The sequence below is a fragment of the Paraglaciecola psychrophila 170 genome (assembly GCF_000347635.1).
Lineage (GTDB): Bacteria > Pseudomonadota > Gammaproteobacteria > Enterobacterales > Alteromonadaceae > Paraglaciecola > Paraglaciecola psychrophila.
Genome location: NC_020514.1, coordinates 5,090,051 through 5,109,523 on the forward strand (window position 1 = coordinate 5,090,051; position 19,473 = coordinate 5,109,523).

Below are 19,473 nucleotides of genomic sequence, written 5' to 3' on the forward strand. Positions count from 1 at the left end.
TTAGGCGGTGCTGATTAGGTATTAAAACCCTTCAACAAAAAAAATTCATTGTACGCATTCAATTTTACTTAAAAGTGCGCCACTTGGTGAATGAGGTGCAACAAGCAAACGAGAATCTAGAAAGCAAAATACAGGCCCGAACCCAAGACTTAACTGATTCAAATAAAAAGTTCAACCTCGTTATCAACCAAAGAAAGTTACTGGAAAGTCGTCTCAAACATGAGGTTTTAACTGACTTTTTGACATAACTACACAGTGGTGCCTCCTTTGAAAGCAACTTGCAATATCTATTGGAAAAACGTGACCCTAAGCTACAAAACGGTGCGTTAATATTTTTGGATTTGTTTAAGTTTGAAGTAATCAATCAACGTTTTAGTTGGGATGCAGGTGACTACTTTCTTAATTAAATCAGTAAGATATTACAAACACAGCTTGGGATAGGTAGACTTGGCGAAGACCAGTTTGCAGTGTAATTGAAACAAGCTACCACAGCGTCTGCCAAAACAATTGCAAGGGGCTTAGTTGATTGTATTAGCGGCTTTCCGGCTAAGTGGAAAGAACAGACGGTTCAAGTTGGTGTCTGTGTAGGTTTTTGCATGGTTGACAGCAGTGACTCAAGTGCAAAAAAGATAACCTCAAAGGCAATATATGCATCGATTATTTCCAAAGGGGAAGGAGTAAGTTCTATTGTCAATGACCAAGACCACGCTGTTAAACAGGAAACTCTAGAGACGAATCAAAATTTAGCTAGCCGCATAGAATCGGCATAATATTTAGATAATCTCTCACTTTTTTATCAAAAAGTTCAACCTTTACAACAAACAACGAGAAAGCTGCCGTCTATTGAATGTTATTAAGATTAAAAAGAGAATTCTTAGATAGATGGATATTACCAAGCGAGTTTTTTGAGTTTACTGAACATAACAAAATAAAGAGTAAAGTTGATCTATGGGTGGTGAAAGAAATTCTAAATTGATTGCAGCCTCTTGCAGCAAATCAAGCACTACAAAATAGATTTAGCCATATTTCAATCAATCTAACCGCAGAAACCAAAGCCAACCCGATGTTTTTGGTCACACTTGAAAATAGATGGGTCCTTTACTCGCTATTATGCCAACAAACCGCCAATGCAATACTCTGCGAAATGCTAAAAAAAGGGGCAGACCTTACTGGTAACACTATGATTGCTTCGCGTATAGAACAAGAGTCGGTCGCTAAAAGTTTGACCGAACTAGGTATAGAGTTCGCCCAAGGCAATTTTGATAACCTCAACTAGAAGGTTATCAAATACATACACAAAATATACCTAGTATTGATATCGAACTGTGGCATAAACTGACCTAAATTCACCTACAAAATAACGGTAACTGCCAAAACCAAAGTCGGCCCTTTCAGCATAATCTTCATCAGTAAGGTTGCTAACTCTGACACCGATATCTAGTGTTTCATTTAATGCCCAACCAGTTCGCAAATTAAGTAAGTTGTGACCACTATATTCAGCGCTATTCTCAGGATCAAGGTAATAATTACCTTGATGTACCCACTCCAACTCGATGAAACTACCTGAATCAGTTCGCCAACCGAGTTGTGCACTGCCCATATGTTCTGGCGCCGTATCTATTTCATTATCTTTAATATTGATCCGACTTAGTGTTAGATTTGAGTCGTACTGGTGCTTAGCAAAAGTACCGTTAGCAGACGCGTAAAAGTATTGCCAATGATAACTTAGCACCAGTTCTATTCCACGATGAGAGGTTTCACCATTGCTGATATTTTGCCTATCAGTATCTTGAAAAATAAAATTATCTTTTTGCATAGAAAATAAGGTGACATCATAAAATAACGAGTCAGTCTTGCCTCTTAAGCCCAATTCAATCGAATTCACATCTTCAGCATCAAGTTCTGCCACTGTTTGGCCGGCTTGAAGTCTAAATAACTCTGTGGCTTGAGGTGCTCGATACCCTGTAGAATATTGAGCGTAGAGTCGATAGTTATTGGTTAATGCGTAGTTTGCATTAACTTGATACGACCATTCATCGTAATCGACTACTTGGTCTTCAGGGCGAGTAAATCGACAGTTTTCAATACCTTGCGCACATGCACTGCCGGTACTTAATCGATTATCGTAATCATATTTGGTATGTTCATAACGCACCCCAGCGCTGAGTATTAATTGTTGTGTTGCGGTCCATTGAAGTTGGGCAAAAGGAGAGTAGACAGTTGCATTCACCTTGTAATCATAATGAATGCCGGCGGGTAAAGTAGGCGAAAAGTCTTCTGCTTGGGTCTCAGTCAATTGCCCTTGAGTATAATCCACATCAAAGCCACTCAACCAACTCAAGTCGCCGTAATACTTTTGGAATTGTGTTTGCACACCAACACTTGAATGACTGTTATCTTCGATGGGTTGCCAAGGAAGATAATGCTGTAAAAACTGCATATCTGTCGACCTTATATAGGGCGTAATGGTAAAGCTTGTGGTGTCGTTTTCAACATAACTGATTTGACTATAAACGCGCATCGACTGACTATCGCGAAACGCTTCAGGATTAGGGTTTTGTCTTTTTAGTGACGCATCTTTATAAACCTCGAATCCGCTAATAAAACCAGCCGTTTCTTGTTTCAGATTACTGACCGCTAGTACATTTTTAATCTGCCATTTACCGCCTTGATATTGATGTATCAGGTTCACTTTTTGCTGCTCATAGCCACTGTCCTGTAAATATCCTGCATCTTTTGTAACGTTGCCATATAACAAAAAACCATGTTGTTCACCTGTTGTAGACAAACTAAACATGCCACGGGTGTAATCATGTGGCCCCAGACTCAAAGACACACTGGATTGCTGGGTATCAAAAGGATTAGGGGTCAGCACATTAATCACCCCATGCACTGCATTCGAGCCATACATAGTACTTGCAGGGCCACGCAACACTTCAAGCGAGGATGCCTGTTCAGTATTGGCATCGAACAATTGATTTACATTACAAAATCCTGGGGCACGAAGCGAAATACCATCCTGGGCAATAAAGAATGCACCACAACCACCTGTTCCAGTTAGCACCGGTGAACGAATCGCAGTTAGGTGTTCTTGGCCATTACCCCGACTGATCCAAGCGCCCGGTATGCGCACCAAAGCTTGATTGATATGCTGCTGTTCTATCAATCTTAAACTTTCATCGTCTAACCAACTGATATTACTAGCGACATCCAACACTTTTTGACTAGCCCGAGAAGCTGTAACAGTAATTTTCTCTATGGGTTGCTCTTGGCTAAAAACCGATGTGCTTAGTAGTATTAACATGAGGTAACTAATATTTAGGTTCAAAAGATCTCCGAGGGTAAAGTTTAAGATAAAATAATGAGGTTATTTTAAGTCATAATATGTGGCATTCCTACGCACAAGATGTAAAAAATCACATCAGATAGGCCATAACATTTTTTAAAGTCAACGCTGACTTGACTAAGTTAGCGCTCACATTAGTTGGTTATCAACAGTGTTTTGTTGCATGTTTTCTCTTAATTGAGACGGCAAAGTACCAAACATCAAACGAAACTGGCGGCTAAAATAACTATGCTCCGAAAAACCACACCGATATGCCACGTCAGCGATGGGTAATCGTGTTTCAATTAACATCCGACGGGCATTTTCTAATCGAATTTCGTTGATAAATTGTTTAGGCGTTTTAGACAAATACTTTTTAAAACGCCTTTCAAGGGCGCTGACTGATATAAAGGCAAGTTTAGCTAAATCTTCAATTTTCAAGTCTCGATGAAAATTTTCTCGCACATGCTCTACTGGTGCCTTTATCGCATCAATGCTTGATAACACCTGTGATGCCTTAGATAACAAGCGAGTGAAACCATAAGAACCGATGATAGTATTTTGACTATCAAATAGAGGCCGCTTCGAAGTTGAGAACCAAGCAAATTCGCCAAACTTAAGAATATTCAATTCTAAGCGGTCAGTAATCACATTGCCGCTCATCACACTTTGATCATCGGTGATAAATTGTTTGGCGATATGCGGTGGGAAAAAGGCTGCGTCAGACTTACCTAAGACTTGACTAATTGAATGCATACCAATGTGCTCAACAAACATTTTATTGGCATAAACCACCCGACTTTCGGTGTCTTTAATCCAAAAAATCACATCCGTTAGTAAATCAAACATACTAAGAATTTGCTGGATACCAATCACATCTTGTAAAAATGGGGATTGTTGAAGACTTTTATATTCGGACATATAATAACGACTTTAAAAAGGAGTACGCCGAAATTATTGCATACAAGGGGGCATTTGTTCTACTCAAATCCGCGTCACAAATGGCGTTATTTATGTTAACTTATTGTTATTAAATTTGTATTTGGCTATAAATTATGAATCAGCAACACAAAAGGTAGGTATCAGATATGGATACAACTATTAAAAATCATCACTATTACGCAGCCTACAACTAGCTTTAATAATTCCTATTGCATTGAGTTTGTCTGGTGTCACTTTCGCACATGAATTAGGTTTACAATTATTCAGTGTAAGAAAACAAATTGAACAGGATTTACCCCAAGCCTTTAGTCAAATCTATCAATGGGAGATCAAAGTAGTTGAGGGAGGAAGAACATTATATGGACATCCAGTTGAAGAGTATAGAAACCGACTATTAAAAACGACTTACAAATTGTGAGCGTAGATGTTTTGTTTGAAGAGCTGCGCAACACCCTGTAGCCGTAGTATACGAAGCTAAATACTTTGGCAGTCGTTTTACCACTTTTTATTGGATCACACACGATGCGGCAAAAGGCTTTGATTTGGAAGATGCTAAAGGAACAATAGAAGTCATGAATAGAGTGAGGAAAATGTTGAACATACTGCATTTCAAATGGACATATTTGGAAGAAGCAAGGGGGGATGGATCCCACTAATCTTTTACAAAAACACCTAGGCCGTTTTTGTCCTTACATTTAAAATATAGGAAGATGGGCACAATGAACTTGATCAATAGTAAAGCAGATGTTGAAACAAATGTGGTCTTAGGCACAGGAGATGTGGGTATTGCTTCTATTATGGCAGAAGCAAAAAACAAGGGACCCGTTATTTCTTTATCGAAGATGAATCTTCTAGAGTGCTTTCTCAAGTTCCCAAAAGTATAAAATATTTGAATGATTTAGATACAATCACGCATTAAAATTGCTATATGCCAACAGTTATCAGTCTCAGTCTCAAAGCTTGATAACCACGAGTGAAAAACACTGCTTTAATAGGTCTTTATGCACACTATTTAGCTTACGACGCTCCCTTTTTTACTCTATAAATCATTGAGTTTAGTAAATAAACGGTACCCATGCATGGGTCATTTAAAACTAGCTCTTTTGATGGTTTTTTGCTGTAATAGATTAACTTTAAAGTGATAAAGCCTATGACATGCAAATTGGTTGGCGCGAATTTATTAAAGGTCGATTTAAAAAGACCTCAAAATTTCATTCCGTAGGGATCGAAATTGGTGTTAACAATTTTCACATTTCTACCTTAAAAAAAGTCAAGGGAAAACTTAACTGGGTAAAGCAACACTCTGCATCTATCGAAAATTGGCAAACTACACTCAAGACTTACGTCGAAACGAATAATATTACAAATACCCAATGTAATATCGCCTTATCCATCTCAAAATATAAATTGTTGCAACTCGACAGGCCTGCTGTAGAAGACGCAGAGTTAATACAAGCCTTGCAATGGATGGTTAAAGAGCAATTATTCAGTGATGATGAATTTGTCATTGATTATTTTGACCCTCCTGCAGTTACTGCAACTTCTACAAAAAAATTAAATGTAGTTGCTGTAAGCAAGGGTGACGTGATGGAAGTTCGCGATGGTGTATTGAAAGCAGGTTTAGCACTCAACATTATAGGTATTGAAGAGCTGGCAATCTGCAATCTTTTAACACCCAGCGATGACGCTGTTATTACTTTAAAACAAGAGGAAGGTGGACAGCTTAGTTTGAACATTATTAAGCGTAACCAATTGTTCTTTTCTCGACGTTTACGGGGTTATGAAAACCTGGCTAACTTTTCGCAAGAAGAATTAAAAATGGGTGTAGTTGATAACTTAAGTCTAGAAATTCAACGCTCCATGGATTATTTTGAGAGCCAGTTACGACAAGCACCTGTAAAAAAAGTCTATATTTCTTTAGATACGATCCATCAAAAGCAGGTCGCCAACATGATCAAACAAGTAATTTTTGTTTCGGTGGAAAAATTCATACCCAGTGTGAATACAGATGATGGAATGCCAATTAAAGCATCAAGCTTTGCTAGTTTAGGCGCAGCAATTGATAATGCGAGTTTGATTGCCTAATGAAGCATATAGTTAACTTTTATCATCCAGAGTTTCATCCTCAGTTACGTTTGTTAACATTGCCTAGCGTCATCATAAGTTGGGTATTTGTAGCACTTATTTGCAGCTTTTTTTACTTTTATCTGGCAACAGAACAAATAAACATCAAATCTGAAATTTCTAAGCTAGAACAAGATAGTCAACAGCAAAAAATATTAGTTAAAGAGTTACAAAACGCAATAGACAACCAGAAAGTTAATCCAACACTGCTTACACAAGTGGAAAAGAATCAACAAATTATCAGTCTCAAAAAACGCGTTTTAAATAAGTTGTCCAGTCAAGAGCAGTTAAAATCACACAGTTTTTCGAAACTGATGATAGATCTCTCCAATCACGATCAAGATGGACTGTGGCTAACTCATATAAACTTGAATGGTATAAGTATAGTAATGGAAGGCGCAGCAACAGACTCTTCCATAGTACCCAGATGGCTTAGTTCATTAGGCCAAACTGATTATTTTAGAGGACAAGAATTCTCTAATACTAGGCTTTATCGTGACTCTGAGCAACAACTCAACTTCGTTATCTCAACAAGTACAGAGCCTACATTAGAAAAGGACTCTAATAATGAGTAATTCTTTGGAGCAGGAATACAAGAAACTTTCGATTAAATTCTTAGAAGTAAGCTTGCGTGAGCAGATTTTAATTCTACTTTGTGGCTTAGCTGTTGTGATATTGATGATGTACACTTTTTTATTAGAGCCCATATTAGAGAATTCAGAAAAGTTACAGCAGAAAAGTATTAGTGCAAAAAAAGAGATTAGTATTTTGGCGGGACAGGTGTCTGAATTGACCAACACACTTAAAACTAATCCAAACGACCCAGTTCTTGAAAGAATCGCTTTATTGAAACGCCAAATACGAAACATTATTAATCAATTACAGACACAAACAGATAATTTAGTGCCCGCTAATGAAATGGCAGGAATGTTAGAAAATGTATTAGTAGGCAGTAAGGGGTTAAAGTTAATCGAATTGCAGTCTATTGCGCCAGTATCTATATCATTGGGACAATCCCAAAAAGGTGAAGAACCAATAGCTGGTTTATATCGCCACGGTGTCACACTTGCATTTGAAGGAAGTTATTTCGATATTAAACGGTATATAGAAAAACTAGAATCCTTGCCATGGCAATTTTACTGGAAAAAATTTGACTACCTAGTAGGTGAATACCCAACTGCAAGTGTTGAGTTAGAAATATATACTCTCAGTACCAACAAAGCTTTCATAGGAGTTTAAGGGCATATGAAACAGTTATTATTATTATTTTGCTTCGGAATAACTAACGTACAAGCAGACGTATTGACGGACCCAACTAAACCCAGTCTAAATAATTCGATATTTAATTCTGGCAATGATTCAAAAACTACCACCACAATGGCGCTAACATTAACTGCCATCATTAATAACAATCAAATTAAGCAAGCTATTATAAATGGGATAAGCTTTGCAGAAGGCCAACAAGTGCAGGGTTACAAAGTGATTTCAATTGGTAAAAATCATGTTGAATTAGATGGAACAAATGGCAAACAGACACTTTTTGTCAATAACAACAGCATAAAAAAAGACACAAATAATGGTTTTTAAGAAATTACTACTTTTGGGCATAGTCTTGATTATTTGTTCATGCCAAAGTCAACAAAAAACCACAGCCGTGGCTCACTCTTTTAACTCTGCTATTGCAGAATATGAAAACGAAGATAAACAAAACAGTCAGCCTCTGGCTGGCCAATCCTTAGTCGGCGGCCCCCTATTAACAATTCCTGACGAAATCAACCAAGCCCTATTGCCTAGCCCGAGCGATACATCCAACCAACTCTTTGGCGAGTCAAAGTATGATATTAACGCACAGAAAGTAGGTGCGGCTGCATTTTTCAGCAGCATAGTCAAAGGTACGCCATATAGCGTCGCTATCCATCCTGACGTTTCGGGGGAGATTTCACTAGACTTAAAGCAGGTAGCATTGACAGATGTGTTCGATTTAGTAGCTGAGCTATATGGCTATGAAATCGAACATAAACAAAACATCTATCGTATATATCCTACAGGAATGCGCACTGAAACCTTCGCGATTAATTATCTATTAATGAAACGAGATGGAGCAACACAAACGAGTATTACTTCAGGAGGTGTTTCACAAGCCTCTGGAAACAGCAGTAGTGGCATTAATTCTCAAAATCGTTTCAGTGGTAATTCTAGTAATTCGGGCAGTAGCAGTAACAGTAACAACAACTTAGGGTCAGGCAATAATAGCAACGGCACGAGTATCTCCACTCGCACCGAGACCGACTTTTGGGCTGAATTGTTGGCTACGCTAGAGTCTATGCTTGGTAAAGGAGAAGGCAAAAGTGTGATGGTCACACCTCAAGCAGGTTTGGTAACAGTACGTGCTATGCCTAAAGAAATTAGGGCCGTAAAAGCTTTTTTAGATGTGTCTGAGGAAATTATTCAAAGACAAGTTATTCTCGAAGCCAGAATTATAGAGGTTGCACTTGATGATGGTTATCAACAAGGCATTAACTGGGGGCAAATTCTAGCCAATAGTGGCTCAACAGATTTTCAGTTTTCTAACTCTCCTGGGGCCATTGGCAATAGCATAAGTGCCGCATTAGGTAACGTCACCAGCTTGTCGTTTATTAATAAAGACTTTTCTGGTGTATTATCGCTGCTATCTACTCAAGGTAATGTGCAGGTGTTGTCTAGTCCACGAGTAACCGCAATTAATAATCAAAAAGCGGTGATTAAAGTGGGAGATGATGAATATTTTGTCACCGATGTATCTAGCCAAAGCACCATCTCTAGCAGTACCACTTCAGTGGTACCCAATATTGAGTTAACCCCCTTCTTTTCAGGCATAGCTCTAGATGTCACACCCCAAATAGATGCAGACGGTATGGTTTTATTGCATGTGCATCCTTCTGTGATTGAAACTCAAGAGCAAGAAAAAATCGTAACCTTAAACCAAGAGCAATTTGTATTGCCTCTTGCTCAAAGTAATATTCGCGAATCTGATACCGTCATTCGGGCTAAATCAGGTGAGATAGTGGTCATTGGTGGATTGATGCAAACAATTATTTCAGAGTCAGAATCAAAAACACCTCTACTTGGAGATATTCCAATTTTAGGAAACCTGTTTAAAAGTAAACGAAACAGTGAAATTAAAAAAGAACTGGTGATTTTAATCAAACCGACTGTGGTGGGTAAAGACACCTGGAAACAGGAGTTAAGACGTAGTAGAGATCAAATGGCCGATTGGCTTCACGTGGACTAAATCATGTATCTATACCACTACGGTATTAAAGAATTACCTTTCACATTAACACCCAACACCAGTTATTTTTTTGGCCTGCCCAGCCACAAAGAAGCGATTCAAGTATTATTGACTGCACTCAAAACGGGTGAAGGCTTTATTAAGGTCACCGGCGAAGTAGGTACAGGTAAAACCTTAATTTGTCGTAAGTTGTTAAACGAATTACCCGCCCACTTTGTTGCCGCTTATATTCCTAATCCATATTTAACCCCCACAGAGCTTCGCCGAGCAGTAGCGAGTGAGTTAAACGTGGTGTTAACTGACAATTCTGATCAGCAGGAATTTACGCAGCGTATTCAACAACGTCTGATCCATATTCACCAAGAAAATAGAGGTGTCGTGCTCATCATTGATGAAGCACAAGCGCTACCAGTAGAAAGTATTGAAGCACTTAGGTTAATTACTAATCTGGAAACCGAATCACGTAAATTGTTGCAAGTGGTATTGTTTGGTCAGCCGGAATTGAACGATAAGTTGTCTTTGCCGGAGCTAAGACAATTAAAACAAAGAGTGACATTTTCTTATACTCTGCAATTGATGGATAGCGATCAAGTTTATCAATATGTAAAACATAGAATGAATGTAGCGGGTTATCGTGGGGGCGATTTGTTCGACCGGAAATGTTGCTCTTTGCTTTTTAAGGCCAGCAAAGGCACCCCACGAATAGTCAATGTGTTATGCCACAAAGCTTTAATGCTAGCCTATGGCGAAGGCCTGCAAAAAATCCCTGTATCACATGTAAAACTATCGATAAAAGATACCGAAGCCGCCACACAAACTAAATACACCTTACTCATATCATGTGTCGGTGTTTTAGTTGTTATGATAGCTTTAAGTTTTACTTATTTTAGCTGGTTGGGGTTTGCTTTATGAGTGTAGTGAACAAAATGCTGAAGGATTTAGAAGCCCGTCAGTCTAAACCGGACGAGATAAATGCTGATTACCAGGCACCGCAAAAAAAACAATCAAAGCGATGGGGTTTAGCACTATTAATATTATCTCTCGCCGCTATCACTTTTGCCTTGGTAGATAAAAACCAGCTGTTTGGTGAAAACAAGAATACTGAAGTTACAGCCATTGTGAATCCAAAACCTTTATCCCCAGCATCGTCAATAAAAAAGATGACTATTCTCACAGAAACGGCCCAAATAAAAGAGCAAATTCAGCCACAGATAGCTGCAACGCAACCTTCCAAAGATACGATTAAAAAGGTTATAGCTGAAACAGACATTACCTCAACAATTAAGGTACCAGCTGTCAAACAAATATTGCCTAGTAAACTTGAAATGGCTGCAGATAATCCTTTTTTTTACAAAAAATAAAAACTCAAAATATAAAAGTTCAAGAGAAACACCTAAACATCCTAGACAGCAACAAACTCAAGATCCAAGAGGCACCGGAACAAACACCAAGCTTTACCATGACTGACAGCAGTCAGAAAAATAACACCAGTAGTTTAAAACAACGAATTGCCAAGAGCCTCAATAATGATAATCTCAACTTGGCACAGTACTTATTAAAGGAATTATTGGAAACTGAACCTGATAATATTAAAGCTAGGAAAAAATTAGCGGCATTACTGTTTGCTCAAGGTGATTACATGCAGTCCAAGCAGCTACTTATTAGAGGTATTGAATTACACCCAGCCAAAGGTGATCTAAGGTTGATGCTGGCCCGATTGTATATGGTTCAAAAAAACCGTCACTCGCCATAAATATATTGTCTGAATTTCAGCCTAACAGAGAAGACCAAACTGAATACTTAGCCTATCGCGCGGCTTTAGCACAGCAATTAAAGCAGACAAAACTAGCTAAGAAGGATTATCAAACCCTGACTAAAATCGAATCTGATAATGCAAAATGGTGGTTGGGTTTAGCGGTTGCAAAAGATCAATTGGGTGAAATAAATATGGCGATAAAGTCCTACAATAAGGCAAGTTCACTTGGTCAATTACAAGGTTCAGTAAACGAGTTTATTCAACAACGTATTACAGTATTAGCAGGCACACCATGAAACCTAAAGTCAAAATACGCTTAGGCGATTTACTTGTTCAACAAGGTATCATCAGTGAAGAGCAGTTAATGAAAGCCCTTGCTGCGCAAAAGGAGTCAGGCCGCAAATTAGGCTTTATGTTAATAGAGCTTGGTCTCGTAACTGAAAAACAGCTTCTGTCGTTTTTATCGCAACACTTAAATGTGCCTTTGGTCGACATCAGTCAATATAACGTGTCATTAGCGGCTGTGAATATGTTACCTGAAGTGCAAGCCCGAAGGCACCGAGCTTTGGTGCTTGAGGACAAGGGCAACAGATTACTAGTGGCAATGAGCGACCCAGCTGATTTAGCGGCGCTAGATGTATTATCTGGATTATTACCCAAACCTATAGATGTGGCTGTTGTTAGCGATTCACAACTGATCCTAGCCTATGACAATTTTTATCGGCGTACCGAAGAAATTGCTTCCTTTGCCCAAGAACTGGCTGAAGAATATCAAGATGAAACCGAGTTTGATTTTAGCTCTGGTTTAGGCGGCGAGCAAGACACAGCCGTAGCCAGATTATTGCAATCTATATTTGAAGATGCGATCCAGGCGAAGGCATCGGATATCCATATTGAACCTGATGAGGGCTCGTTACGCATTCGGATGCGAGTAGACGGTGTTTTACAGGAAAACGTGATCCAAGAAAAAAATATCGCTTCGGCCTTGGTTCTCAGACTCAAATTAATGTCAGGACTGGACATATCTGAAAAACGTCTACCACAAGACGGTCGAACCAGTGTGCGTATCAAAGGACATAACGTCGACGTGCGAGTTTCAACCATGCCGATACAGGCTGGCGAATCCGTTGTGATGCGTTTACTCGATCAATCTGCAGGTTTGCTGACCCTTGACCAAACTGGCATGCCGAATAATTTATTGACACGTTTTAGACGTTTATTATACCGACCGCACGGCATGATTTTGGTGACTGGCCCTACAGGCTCTGGTAAAACCACAACCTTGTATGGTGCATTGAGTGAATTAAACAAAGCAGCATCAAAAATTATTACTGTTGAAGACCCCGTGGAATACAGACTGCCAAGAATAAACCAAGTACAAATCAATAATAAAATTGGACTAAGTTTTTCAAATGTTTTGCGTACCACTCTTCGGCAAGATCCAGACATTATCATGGTTGGCGAAATGCGCGACCAAGAAACAGCCGAAATAGGCTTACGTGGTGCGTTGACGGGTCACTTAGTGCTATCAACCTTGCATACCAATAATGCTATTAGTAGCGCAGTAAGGTTGATCGATATGGGTGCACCTGGTTACTTGGTAGCTAGTTCATTACGTGCAGTGATAGCGCAAAGGTTAGTACGAAAAATATGTGAAAAATGTAGTGAAGATTATCGTCTCAATACCGAAGAATTATTATGGCTAAACACCTTAGATAATAGCCTTAAAGACGTCAATTTTAAGCAGGGAAAAGGTTGTCAAAGCTGTAACAAAACCGGTTATAGAGGGCGAATTGGTGTATTTGAGTTGCTTGAAATGACCGAAAACATGATGAACGCATTAAAAGTAAATGACACTGTCACCTTTTCGCAAGCTGCTCAGCAAAGCCCTGGCTTTGTACCACTGGCCAAAGTAGCCCTGATGTACGCAAAGATGGGTATTACCTCAATAAACGAAGTGCTGAAGTTAATTGAAATGGTGGTAGATGAACGCGTAATCACACAACCAGATATCGCTGACACTATTGAACAAGAATTAGCGCAGGTCGTGATCGAACAAAAGACCAATCAAACACCAACTGACGAAGCACCCAAATCACCAGGCTTTTCATTTGAATTAGAGCCGAATGATCCAGCACCGGGAGGTGACGGTGGCAAAGTTTAGCTATAAGGCCAGAAAAACCGGGGGTGAACTTGCCACAGGTGTGCTAGAGGCACCAGATGCTTCAACTGTTGCACAAATTTTAGCTGGGCGTAGCTACACACCCATAGAGATCACCGAAAACAGCTCAGAAAAGACCACTGAATTATCACAAATTTCATTTTTTACACCTCAGATTACACTCGATGACTTGGTGATATTTTCTCGGCAAATGTATTCTTTAGCTAAATCTGGGATCCCCATTTTGCGTGCGGTCAGAGGGTTAGCCGACACCAACGGTTCTAAACGAATGGCTATGGCACTAGATGATGTGGCAGATCAACTTGAACGTGGTCGTACTTTGTCTTCAGCGTTAAACAAACATCATCATACGTTTGGCCGATTATTTGTCAGCATTGTGCATGTGGGTGAAAATACCGGTAAATTAGACGACGCTTTTTTGCAGTTATCGTTTTACTTAGAACGCGAACAAGAAACTCGAAAACAAATCAAAGCAGCCACTCGTTACCCAATGTTTGTGTTGATTGCCATCGTGATCGCCATGGTGATCATGAATATCGTGGTTGTTCCTATTTTTGCTGATATGTTTTTGTCTTTTGGAGCCGAGTTACCTTTAATGACGCGTATATTGTTATCCACATCTAACTTTTTCATTACTAAATGGCCATTTTTATTGGTAGGTATCGCCCTTATAACGTACCTAGTAATAAGGTACTTACGCACTGAGAATGGCCGTTATAAATGGGACAGAACCAAGTTAAAGTTGCCTGTAGTTGGTAGCATTTTTGAGCGTACTTTATTAGGACGATTTGCTCGCAGCTTTTCTATGATGTTGGTCTCTGGTGTACCATTAACCTCAGCACTTAATTTGGTAGCAGAAGCGGTCAACAATGCCTTCATGTCCGATAGTATTTTAAGTATGCGCAAGAATATTGAAAAAGGTGAAAGCTTATCTAGAGTAGCCAGTAGCAGTAAATTATTTACACCTTTAGTGTTACAAATGATCAATGTGGGAGAAGAAACAGGTAGAGTAGATGAGTTATTATCCGAGGTTGCAGAGTTCTATGAGCGAGAAGTCGATTACGACTTAAAAAGCCTGACGTCAAAAATTGAACCTATTTTAATAAGCATCGTGGCAGGCATGGTACTAATACTGGCTTTGGGTATTTTCACGCCAATGTGGGATATGATGGGCGCAATAAAAGGCTAACGTTATGAAAAGAAATCAAGCAACAGACGAGCGTAGTCGAAGCCTATTTCTCAATATCACTGTAGTGGTGGTATTTGTCAGCTTAATGGTGGGTTTTATTGTTTATTTAAACGATGGCTCCAGTAATCTGAGGCGAATAACATTAGAAAGTGTCGCCGAGCAATTTTCCACCAGCGTTAGTAATTCACATTGGCAGTGGCAAGGTGAAGGGCGACCTCAAATTGTGATGTTGATCACTTATGCAAATAAATTAGGCGAAAACAACACTCTAGTAGAAAAAGAAAGAAAACCTATATTTATGAATCATCTTGGTTGGCCTAAAGCTGAACCAACCTCAGAAGGTTGTGCATACATATGGGATATGGTGTTAAATATACCTATGAACATAGATGGTTTTAAGGTCTTCGCCGAATATTATGATGGGCTAAAGCTCACCAATAATGCCCTTGACTCTGTTTGCCGATATCGATTATCCACTGGTCCATACTTTGAATACAAAGTATTTTCGGGTCAGGTATTAAAGGTAAAAAAATGACTACCTTAATTAAAAAGTTCACTAATAAAACGCCTTGTAGGAGCACAACCATGAACAATAAAAGCGGTATAGTTGAAAAAAACAAACAACATAAAACCATACAATATCGCCACGCTAAAAAAAATAGATTCGGGTTTTACACTGATTGAACTGGTCATTGTAGTCGTTATTTTAGGCTTATTAGCAGCGGTCGCTTTACCCAGATTGCTTGATGTTACGGCTGATGCTGAAGATGCCACGGTAGATGGCGTAGCGGGCGGTTATGCCACTGGTGTAGGTCTAGTGCGTGCAAAATGGGAATTGGAGGGGCGACCCACAGAAAATAACGGAACTAATTTATCGTTTGTCACCATTGAAAGCATTGAAGTAGGTATTGATCAAGATACAGGTTATCCCACAGGCCAATTAAATACCGACAGCAGCAGTGAAGATGACAAAATGAGTACCCTAGACTGTGAAAGTATTTTCAACCTCATCATGCAAAGCGCCCCGACTATCTCTTCTGATTGGAACGATCGCCCCTTTGAAGACTTTCGCTATTTTACCAATGTTAAAACAAGTGTAGGTTCGGGCGGTAACGATGTGTGTTATTACTATCTCACTCAAACTATCAAAAATCGTACCATCGAGCCAACTGATAACCTAGCCGGCAACGGTTTTATCTACGACCCGCGGATTGGCCAAGTAATAGTATTTAGTAATAACTAAAAGCAGCTACGAATTTCTCACCTGCCATTGTGTTATGAGAGCTGCGAAACAAGAGGAAAATAAAAGTACATTGTAAAACATGTTTCTTAGTGTGCTGATTTATGACCAAGTAACCAACAAATCATTGATATTGCTGTTAGCTCAAAAAAAGTACTTAGGTATGAAAAAAAATAACTAAAATATTACAAGTAAGTGGCGTTAACTTGTGTTTTGGTGGTATAAAAGACTTAATAGTTTCAGATACTTAGTCTAAAAATAACCTCTTGAGGACAAAAAATGCAACAACAACAACGTGGTTTTACATTAATCGAATTAATTATAGTGATCGTGATATTAGGAATTTTGGCTGTTACTGCAGCACCTAAATTTATTGATATTCAGGGCGATGCAACTAGCTCTACTCTGAAAGGTGTGAAAGCTGCGTTACAAGGTGGTGCTCAACTTGTATATGCCAAATCTGCTATTGCAAGTGAACAAAAAAATGCAGCTGTTGGAGGCCCAACATCACAAGTAACGATCGGTAATAGCCCTGTTGAAACAGAATTTGGTTACCCAGATGCGGAACTAGCGTCAAACACAACCATAACTGGATGGGTTGATTTAAGCGTTTCTGAATTTACTGTGGTACCCACTTCAGGCGCTCTTACATCAACTGTTCCAGGACCTGGAACTTTTGCTGTCATTCCAGCATCAGGTTCTCCAACAGTTGACTACACAGAAACTTCTGAGGCTGGCGCCAGTTGTCATGTTTTATACACCGAGTCCTCAGCTTCTGAAGTTTCGCCTGTAATAACGACTGTAATTGGCGGTTGTTAATCTGCTAGGTAATATAAATAAAATAGGGAGCATTTGCTCCCTATTTTATTTAAAAGCATATGAGTCACATCACGAAAAAGTGGGAATGATGTTAAACAATCAATGTTACTCATTCAGACACAAAGGCTTTACTCTTGTAGAGCTAATAATAATGATTATTTTAATCAGTGTCTTATCCGTTTCAGTTTTCAGTCGCTTTTCTGGCACCTCCGGTTTCTCCGAATATACTTATCAAGCAAGACTCGTGTCTGGACTACGTAATATGCAGACTCGCGCTATGCATGACGCGCGAGGTGACTATTGTTTTCAAATCAACCTTGACTCAGTGACGCCTGCTTTTGGCCCCCCTGCATTAGATTATATTAGCGACACTGCTAGTGCCAAAGAAGCAACATGTGACACCGACATTGAGTTTGGCAACCCTGAGTATCTCACCACCAATGCCAGCGAAATGACAGATGCTGGAGTAAACCTTTCAACACTTCCTGGGTTTAGTTTTATTTCCTTTAATAGTTTAGGCCAACCGGTTGATGCTGCCGGAGAACTGACTTGTAGCAATCAGTGTGAAATTATTCTGACAGGTGAGTCAGCCGTGTCTGTGTGTATCGAATCGCAGGGATACATTCATGCGTGTGAATAAACCAGCTGGTTTTACTCTTATCGAGCTGGTTATTGGTATTATTGTATTTTCTATTGCCTTGGTATTGTTTACCTCTTTAATTGTTCCCCAAGCCATACGCAGTGTTGACCCTGTTTTCCAGGTACGGGCAACTGAATTAGCCCAATCACTCATTAATGAAATTGCCAGTAAATCTTTTGATGAAAAGTCAGACAGAACAGGTGGTTCGGCACTATGTTCACAAACGGTTACCCCACTTTGCACAACAAGTGATGATTTTGGAGCAGAAGAGGGTTTTTCCAATCGCGAAAACTTCAATGATGTGGATGATTACGATGGTTTATCCGAGACAGATGGAGGTATAAAAAACGCTCTAAATGAGAATGTAACGATAGGCAATGCTAATCTATACCAAGGTTTCTCTGCTGCAGTTTTCGTCGTATATGATGACAATATGAACGGTGTTGATGATGCCTTGGATAGCGGCGGCAATTACATTGGTAAGACTAAATTGATTACTGTGACTATCACTACTCCTAATAATGAAAATATTTTATTTTCAACATTTCGGAGTAATTACTGATGCTTCAACCTAACACCCCAAAAACAAAAGGCTTTACCCTAATTGAGCTAGTGACCGTGATCATAGTATTAGGCGTAGTGTCAGTAGGTATCTCCGGCTTCATCCGAACTGGAATGCAGATTTACTCGGATGTGACTGAGCGCGATCAGCTCTTAAGCGAGAGTCGTTTTGTCGTGACACGCATCAATCGCGCGTTGCGTATAGCGATCCCTAACAGCGTTCGAGAGGCTACTAATAGTGCGGGCAGTATTCAGTGTCTCGAGTTTGTGCCTGCTGCATGGGTCAGCTTTTACACCAGTTTATCTGTTCTGCCAGACTTATCGACAACAGCCAACATTGTAGAATTTGCAAACAATGCTGCCGATTTCACACTAATGACTAATGATTTTGCCATTGTTTATCCCACTTCAAACGAAGATATATATGACTTAAGTAACAACAAACGTAAAGTAATCACTGCCTGTGCGTTGAGTGATGATGACAATTGCAACGAAGATGATGACCCTAGTGGCATTGCTACATTATCACTTTCTGCTGCCTTTGAAGACCACTCGCCAGCTTCACGTTTATACATTGCCAGAACAGCTGTGAGTTATTGTGCACACTCAAATGGAAATATATACAGGGTAGAAGGCGATATCGACACAACACAAACCGTTTACACTTCTGGCACTTTAATGGCCGAAAACCTTAATAATAATTTTAATAATCCTGATGATGCCCCTTTTAGGGTATACGACGCCACTTTGACGCGAAATGGCTTAGTGCACATTTTACTAGCCTTTGAACGAAACGAAGAAATTATTAACTATTCCAGCGAGGTGCATATTCCTAATGTACCTTAGTCGTAATCCAATTCGTAACCTACATAATTTAGCAGCGTCACCACTCTCTCAACGCGGCAGTATGTTAGTCATAGCCTTATTCGTCATTATTGTTTTAGCCCTTTTAGGGCTGACCATGACCCGACTGCTGTCGTCATCCTCAGAAGCGATCATTCATGAAGTATTGGGACAACGAGCAATAAACGCGGCCAGATCTGGAATAGAGTGTGCAGTAGCAGATAAGTTTGGTGCAGGCTGTGTCAACCCCATTTTCAAAGAGCTTAATGATATAGCCGGATTAGAAAATTGTAGCTACCAAGTATCAGAAGCTCCACCTAAAACAATAACAGACGGCGGTAGAACCTTTTCTTATTTGACCTTTACCAGCACGGGGCAATGTAGAGCCGGTAAAATAAACGTGACACGGTTTGTTTATGTTGATGCAATACTGGAGGGGGAATAGCAGTGAAAACATTTATCTCCTTTATAATTTCTCTATTTAATTTTAGCCATGAGTTTGAAACTCTCCAATGGAGTGACTGTGCAACATATACTTATTATCGTTTTAAACATACCCGTTGCTACCAAGCAGATAGAAA

General features: G+C 39.5%; 23 protein-coding genes. 21 read left to right on the forward strand and 2 right to left on the reverse strand.

What is annotated here, in order from left to right:
• The first annotated feature begins 473 nt into the window (after positions 1 to 473).
• Together C427_RS22405 and C427_RS22410 are read left to right on the forward strand one after the other, a co-directional pair.
• A complete protein-coding gene (locus C427_RS22405; protein ID WP_007635863.1) occupies positions 474 to 770 on the forward strand; it encodes a hypothetical protein in 297 nt (98 codons plus the stop codon).
• A 206-nt stretch (positions 771 to 976) separates the two neighbouring features.
• Positions 977 to 1,276, forward strand: a complete 300-nt coding sequence (locus C427_RS22410; RefSeq protein WP_007635859.1) for a hypothetical protein — start codon at positions 977 to 979, stop codon at positions 1,274 to 1,276.
• A gap of 30 nt (positions 1,277 to 1,306) precedes the next feature.
• On the opposite strand, the gene C427_RS22415 is transcribed toward C427_RS22410, so the two are convergent.
• A complete protein-coding gene (locus C427_RS22415) occupies positions 1,307 to 3,328 on the reverse strand; it encodes a TonB-dependent receptor (protein WP_007635856.1) in 2,022 nt (673 codons plus the stop codon).
• 147 nt (positions 3,329 to 3,475) lie between these two features.
• Positions 3,476 to 4,246: an AraC family transcriptional regulator gene (locus tag C427_RS22420; RefSeq protein WP_007635854.1), complete on the reverse strand. Its 771-nt coding sequence runs from the start codon at positions 4,244 to 4,246 to the stop codon at positions 3,476 to 3,478.
• A gap of 740 nt (positions 4,247 to 4,986) precedes the next feature.
• Here C427_RS22420 and C427_RS26615 point away from each other — a divergent pair.
• The 19 genes from C427_RS26615 to C427_RS22505 all read left to right on the forward strand — a co-directional run bounded on the left by C427_RS26615 (position 4,987) and on the right by C427_RS22505 (position 19,337).
• Positions 4,987 to 5,151, forward strand: a complete 165-nt coding sequence (locus tag C427_RS26615) for a hypothetical protein (RefSeq protein WP_007635846.1) — start codon at positions 4,987 to 4,989, stop codon at positions 5,149 to 5,151.
• Positions 5,152 to 5,422: 271 nt separating this feature from the next.
• Positions 5,423 to 6,352, forward strand: coding sequence for a type IV pilus biogenesis protein PilM (locus tag C427_RS22425; protein WP_007635844.1), 930 nt, complete (start codon positions 5,423 to 5,425; stop codon positions 6,350 to 6,352).
• Entirely contained in the window at positions 6,352 to 6,966 is a 615-nt protein-coding gene (locus tag C427_RS22430; RefSeq protein ID WP_007635842.1) for a PilN domain-containing protein, read from the forward strand. Before C427_RS22425 ends, C427_RS22430 begins: the two co-directional genes overlap by 1 nt.
• Positions 6,959 to 7,630 (forward strand): type II secretion system protein GspM, encoded by a 672-nt coding sequence (gene gspM / locus C427_RS22435; protein WP_007635840.1) that lies wholly within the window; start codon positions 6,959 to 6,961, stop codon positions 7,628 to 7,630. Before C427_RS22430 ends, gspM begins: the two co-directional genes overlap by 8 nt.
• 6 nt (positions 7,631 to 7,636) lie before the next feature.
• Positions 7,637 to 7,978 (forward strand): hypothetical protein, encoded by a 342-nt coding sequence (locus C427_RS22440; protein ID WP_007635839.1) that lies wholly within the window; start codon positions 7,637 to 7,639, stop codon positions 7,976 to 7,978.
• The gene (gene mshL / locus C427_RS22445) at positions 7,968 to 9,662 is read left to right on the forward strand and encodes a pilus (MSHA type) biogenesis protein MshL (protein ID WP_034898750.1); all 1,695 of its coding nucleotides are present in this window, start codon (positions 7,968 to 7,970) and stop codon (positions 9,660 to 9,662) included. Before C427_RS22440 ends, mshL begins: the two co-directional genes overlap by 11 nt.
• Before the next feature lie 3 nt (positions 9,663 to 9,665).
• Complete coding sequence (locus C427_RS22450; protein ID WP_007635835.1) at positions 9,666 to 10,574, forward strand: ExeA family protein; 909 nt, start codon at positions 9,666 to 9,668, stop codon at positions 10,572 to 10,574.
• Entirely contained in the window at positions 10,571 to 11,023 is a 453-nt protein-coding gene (locus C427_RS27965) for a hypothetical protein (RefSeq protein WP_015431371.1), read from the forward strand. The genes C427_RS22450 and C427_RS27965 overlap by 4 nt, the downstream gene beginning before the upstream one ends.
• Positions 11,024 to 11,121: 98 nt before the next feature.
• Positions 11,122 to 11,415 carry a tetratricopeptide repeat protein gene (locus tag C427_RS27970; RefSeq protein ID WP_015431372.1) on the forward strand — a complete coding sequence of 98 codons (294 nt, stop codon included), beginning with the start codon at positions 11,122 to 11,124 and terminating at the stop codon, positions 11,413 to 11,415.
• 5 nt (positions 11,416 to 11,420) lie between these two features.
• On the forward strand, positions 11,421 to 11,714 hold the full coding sequence (locus C427_RS27975; RefSeq protein WP_015431373.1) for a hypothetical protein: 294 nt from the start codon (positions 11,421 to 11,423) through the stop codon (positions 11,712 to 11,714).
• Complete coding sequence (locus tag C427_RS22465) at positions 11,711 to 13,582, forward strand: GspE/PulE family protein (protein ID WP_007635832.1); 1,872 nt, start codon at positions 11,711 to 11,713, stop codon at positions 13,580 to 13,582. The genes C427_RS27975 and C427_RS22465 overlap by 4 nt, the downstream gene beginning before the upstream one ends.
• The gene (locus C427_RS22470) at positions 13,569 to 14,789 is read left to right on the forward strand and encodes a type II secretion system F family protein (protein ID WP_007635830.1); all 1,221 of its coding nucleotides are present in this window, start codon (positions 13,569 to 13,571) and stop codon (positions 14,787 to 14,789) included. Before C427_RS22465 ends, C427_RS22470 begins: the two co-directional genes overlap by 14 nt.
• 4 nt (positions 14,790 to 14,793) lie before the next feature.
• The gene (locus tag C427_RS22475; protein ID WP_007635828.1) at positions 14,794 to 15,324 is read left to right on the forward strand and encodes a hypothetical protein; all 531 of its coding nucleotides are present in this window, start codon (positions 14,794 to 14,796) and stop codon (positions 15,322 to 15,324) included.
• A 72-nt stretch (positions 15,325 to 15,396) separates the two neighbouring features.
• Positions 15,397 to 16,032, forward strand: coding sequence for a pilin (locus C427_RS22480; protein WP_015431374.1), 636 nt, complete (start codon positions 15,397 to 15,399; stop codon positions 16,030 to 16,032).
• 276 nt (positions 16,033 to 16,308) lie between these two features.
• Positions 16,309 to 16,848, forward strand: coding sequence for a prepilin-type N-terminal cleavage/methylation domain-containing protein (locus C427_RS22485; RefSeq protein ID WP_007635824.1), 540 nt, complete (start codon positions 16,309 to 16,311; stop codon positions 16,846 to 16,848).
• Positions 16,849 to 16,936: 88 nt separating this feature from the next.
• Complete coding sequence (locus tag C427_RS22490; protein ID WP_034898746.1) at positions 16,937 to 17,488, forward strand: type II secretion system protein; 552 nt, start codon at positions 16,937 to 16,939, stop codon at positions 17,486 to 17,488.
• Entirely contained in the window at positions 17,475 to 18,050 is a 576-nt protein-coding gene (locus C427_RS22495; protein ID WP_007635815.1) for a type IV pilus modification PilV family protein, read from the forward strand. The genes C427_RS22490 and C427_RS22495 overlap by 14 nt, the downstream gene beginning before the upstream one ends.
• The gene (locus tag C427_RS22500; RefSeq protein ID WP_007635814.1) at positions 18,050 to 18,895 is read left to right on the forward strand and encodes a PulJ/GspJ family protein; all 846 of its coding nucleotides are present in this window, start codon (positions 18,050 to 18,052) and stop codon (positions 18,893 to 18,895) included. The genes C427_RS22495 and C427_RS22500 overlap by 1 nt, the downstream gene beginning before the upstream one ends.
• On the forward strand, positions 18,885 to 19,337 hold the full coding sequence (locus C427_RS22505; protein WP_007635813.1) for a pilus assembly PilX family protein: 453 nt from the start codon (positions 18,885 to 18,887) through the stop codon (positions 19,335 to 19,337). Before C427_RS22500 ends, C427_RS22505 begins: the two co-directional genes overlap by 11 nt.
• Positions 19,338 to 19,473: the final 136 nt, after the last annotated feature.

Excerpts from the sequence above, each read along its gene's own strand:
- C427_RS22440 (WP_007635839.1), top strand. The coding sequence starts at position 7,637 with ATGAAACAGTTATTATTATTATTTTGCTTCGGAATAACTAACGTACAA.
- C427_RS22490 (WP_034898746.1), top strand. The coding sequence starts at position 16,937 with ATGTTAAACAATCAATGTTACTCATTCAGACACAAAGGCTTTACTCTT.
- mshL (WP_034898750.1), top strand. The coding sequence starts at position 7,968 with ATGGTTTTTAAGAAATTACTACTTTTGGGCATAGTCTTGATTATTTGT.
- C427_RS22465 (WP_007635832.1), top strand. The coding sequence starts at position 11,711 with ATGAAACCTAAAGTCAAAATACGCTTAGGCGATTTACTTGTTCAACAA.
- C427_RS22505 (WP_007635813.1), top strand. The coding sequence starts at position 18,885 with ATGTACCTTAGTCGTAATCCAATTCGTAACCTACATAATTTAGCAGCG.
- C427_RS22430 (WP_007635842.1), top strand. The coding sequence starts at position 6,352 with ATGAAGCATATAGTTAACTTTTATCATCCAGAGTTTCATCCTCAGTTA.
- C427_RS22450 (WP_007635835.1), top strand. The coding sequence starts at position 9,666 with ATGTATCTATACCACTACGGTATTAAAGAATTACCTTTCACATTAACA.
- C427_RS27970 (WP_015431372.1), top strand. The coding sequence starts at position 11,122 with ATGACTGACAGCAGTCAGAAAAATAACACCAGTAGTTTAAAACAACGA.
- C427_RS22425 (WP_007635844.1), top strand. The coding sequence starts at position 5,423 with ATGCAAATTGGTTGGCGCGAATTTATTAAAGGTCGATTTAAAAAGACC.
- gspM (WP_007635840.1), top strand. The coding sequence starts at position 6,959 with ATGAGTAATTCTTTGGAGCAGGAATACAAGAAACTTTCGATTAAATTC.
- C427_RS22485 (WP_007635824.1), top strand. The coding sequence starts at position 16,309 with ATGCAACAACAACAACGTGGTTTTACATTAATCGAATTAATTATAGTG.
- C427_RS27965 (WP_015431371.1), top strand. The coding sequence starts at position 10,571 with ATGAGTGTAGTGAACAAAATGCTGAAGGATTTAGAAGCCCGTCAGTCT.
- C427_RS26615 (WP_007635846.1), top strand. The coding sequence starts at position 4,987 with ATGAACTTGATCAATAGTAAAGCAGATGTTGAAACAAATGTGGTCTTA.
- C427_RS22495 (WP_007635815.1), top strand. The coding sequence starts at position 17,475 with ATGCGTGTGAATAAACCAGCTGGTTTTACTCTTATCGAGCTGGTTATT.
- C427_RS22500 (WP_007635814.1), top strand. The coding sequence starts at position 18,050 with ATGCTTCAACCTAACACCCCAAAAACAAAAGGCTTTACCCTAATTGAG.
- C427_RS22420 (WP_007635854.1), bottom strand. The coding sequence starts at position 4,246 with ATGTCCGAATATAAAAGTCTTCAACAATCCCCATTTTTACAAGATGTG.
- C427_RS22475 (WP_007635828.1), top strand. The coding sequence starts at position 14,794 with ATGAAAAGAAATCAAGCAACAGACGAGCGTAGTCGAAGCCTATTTCTC.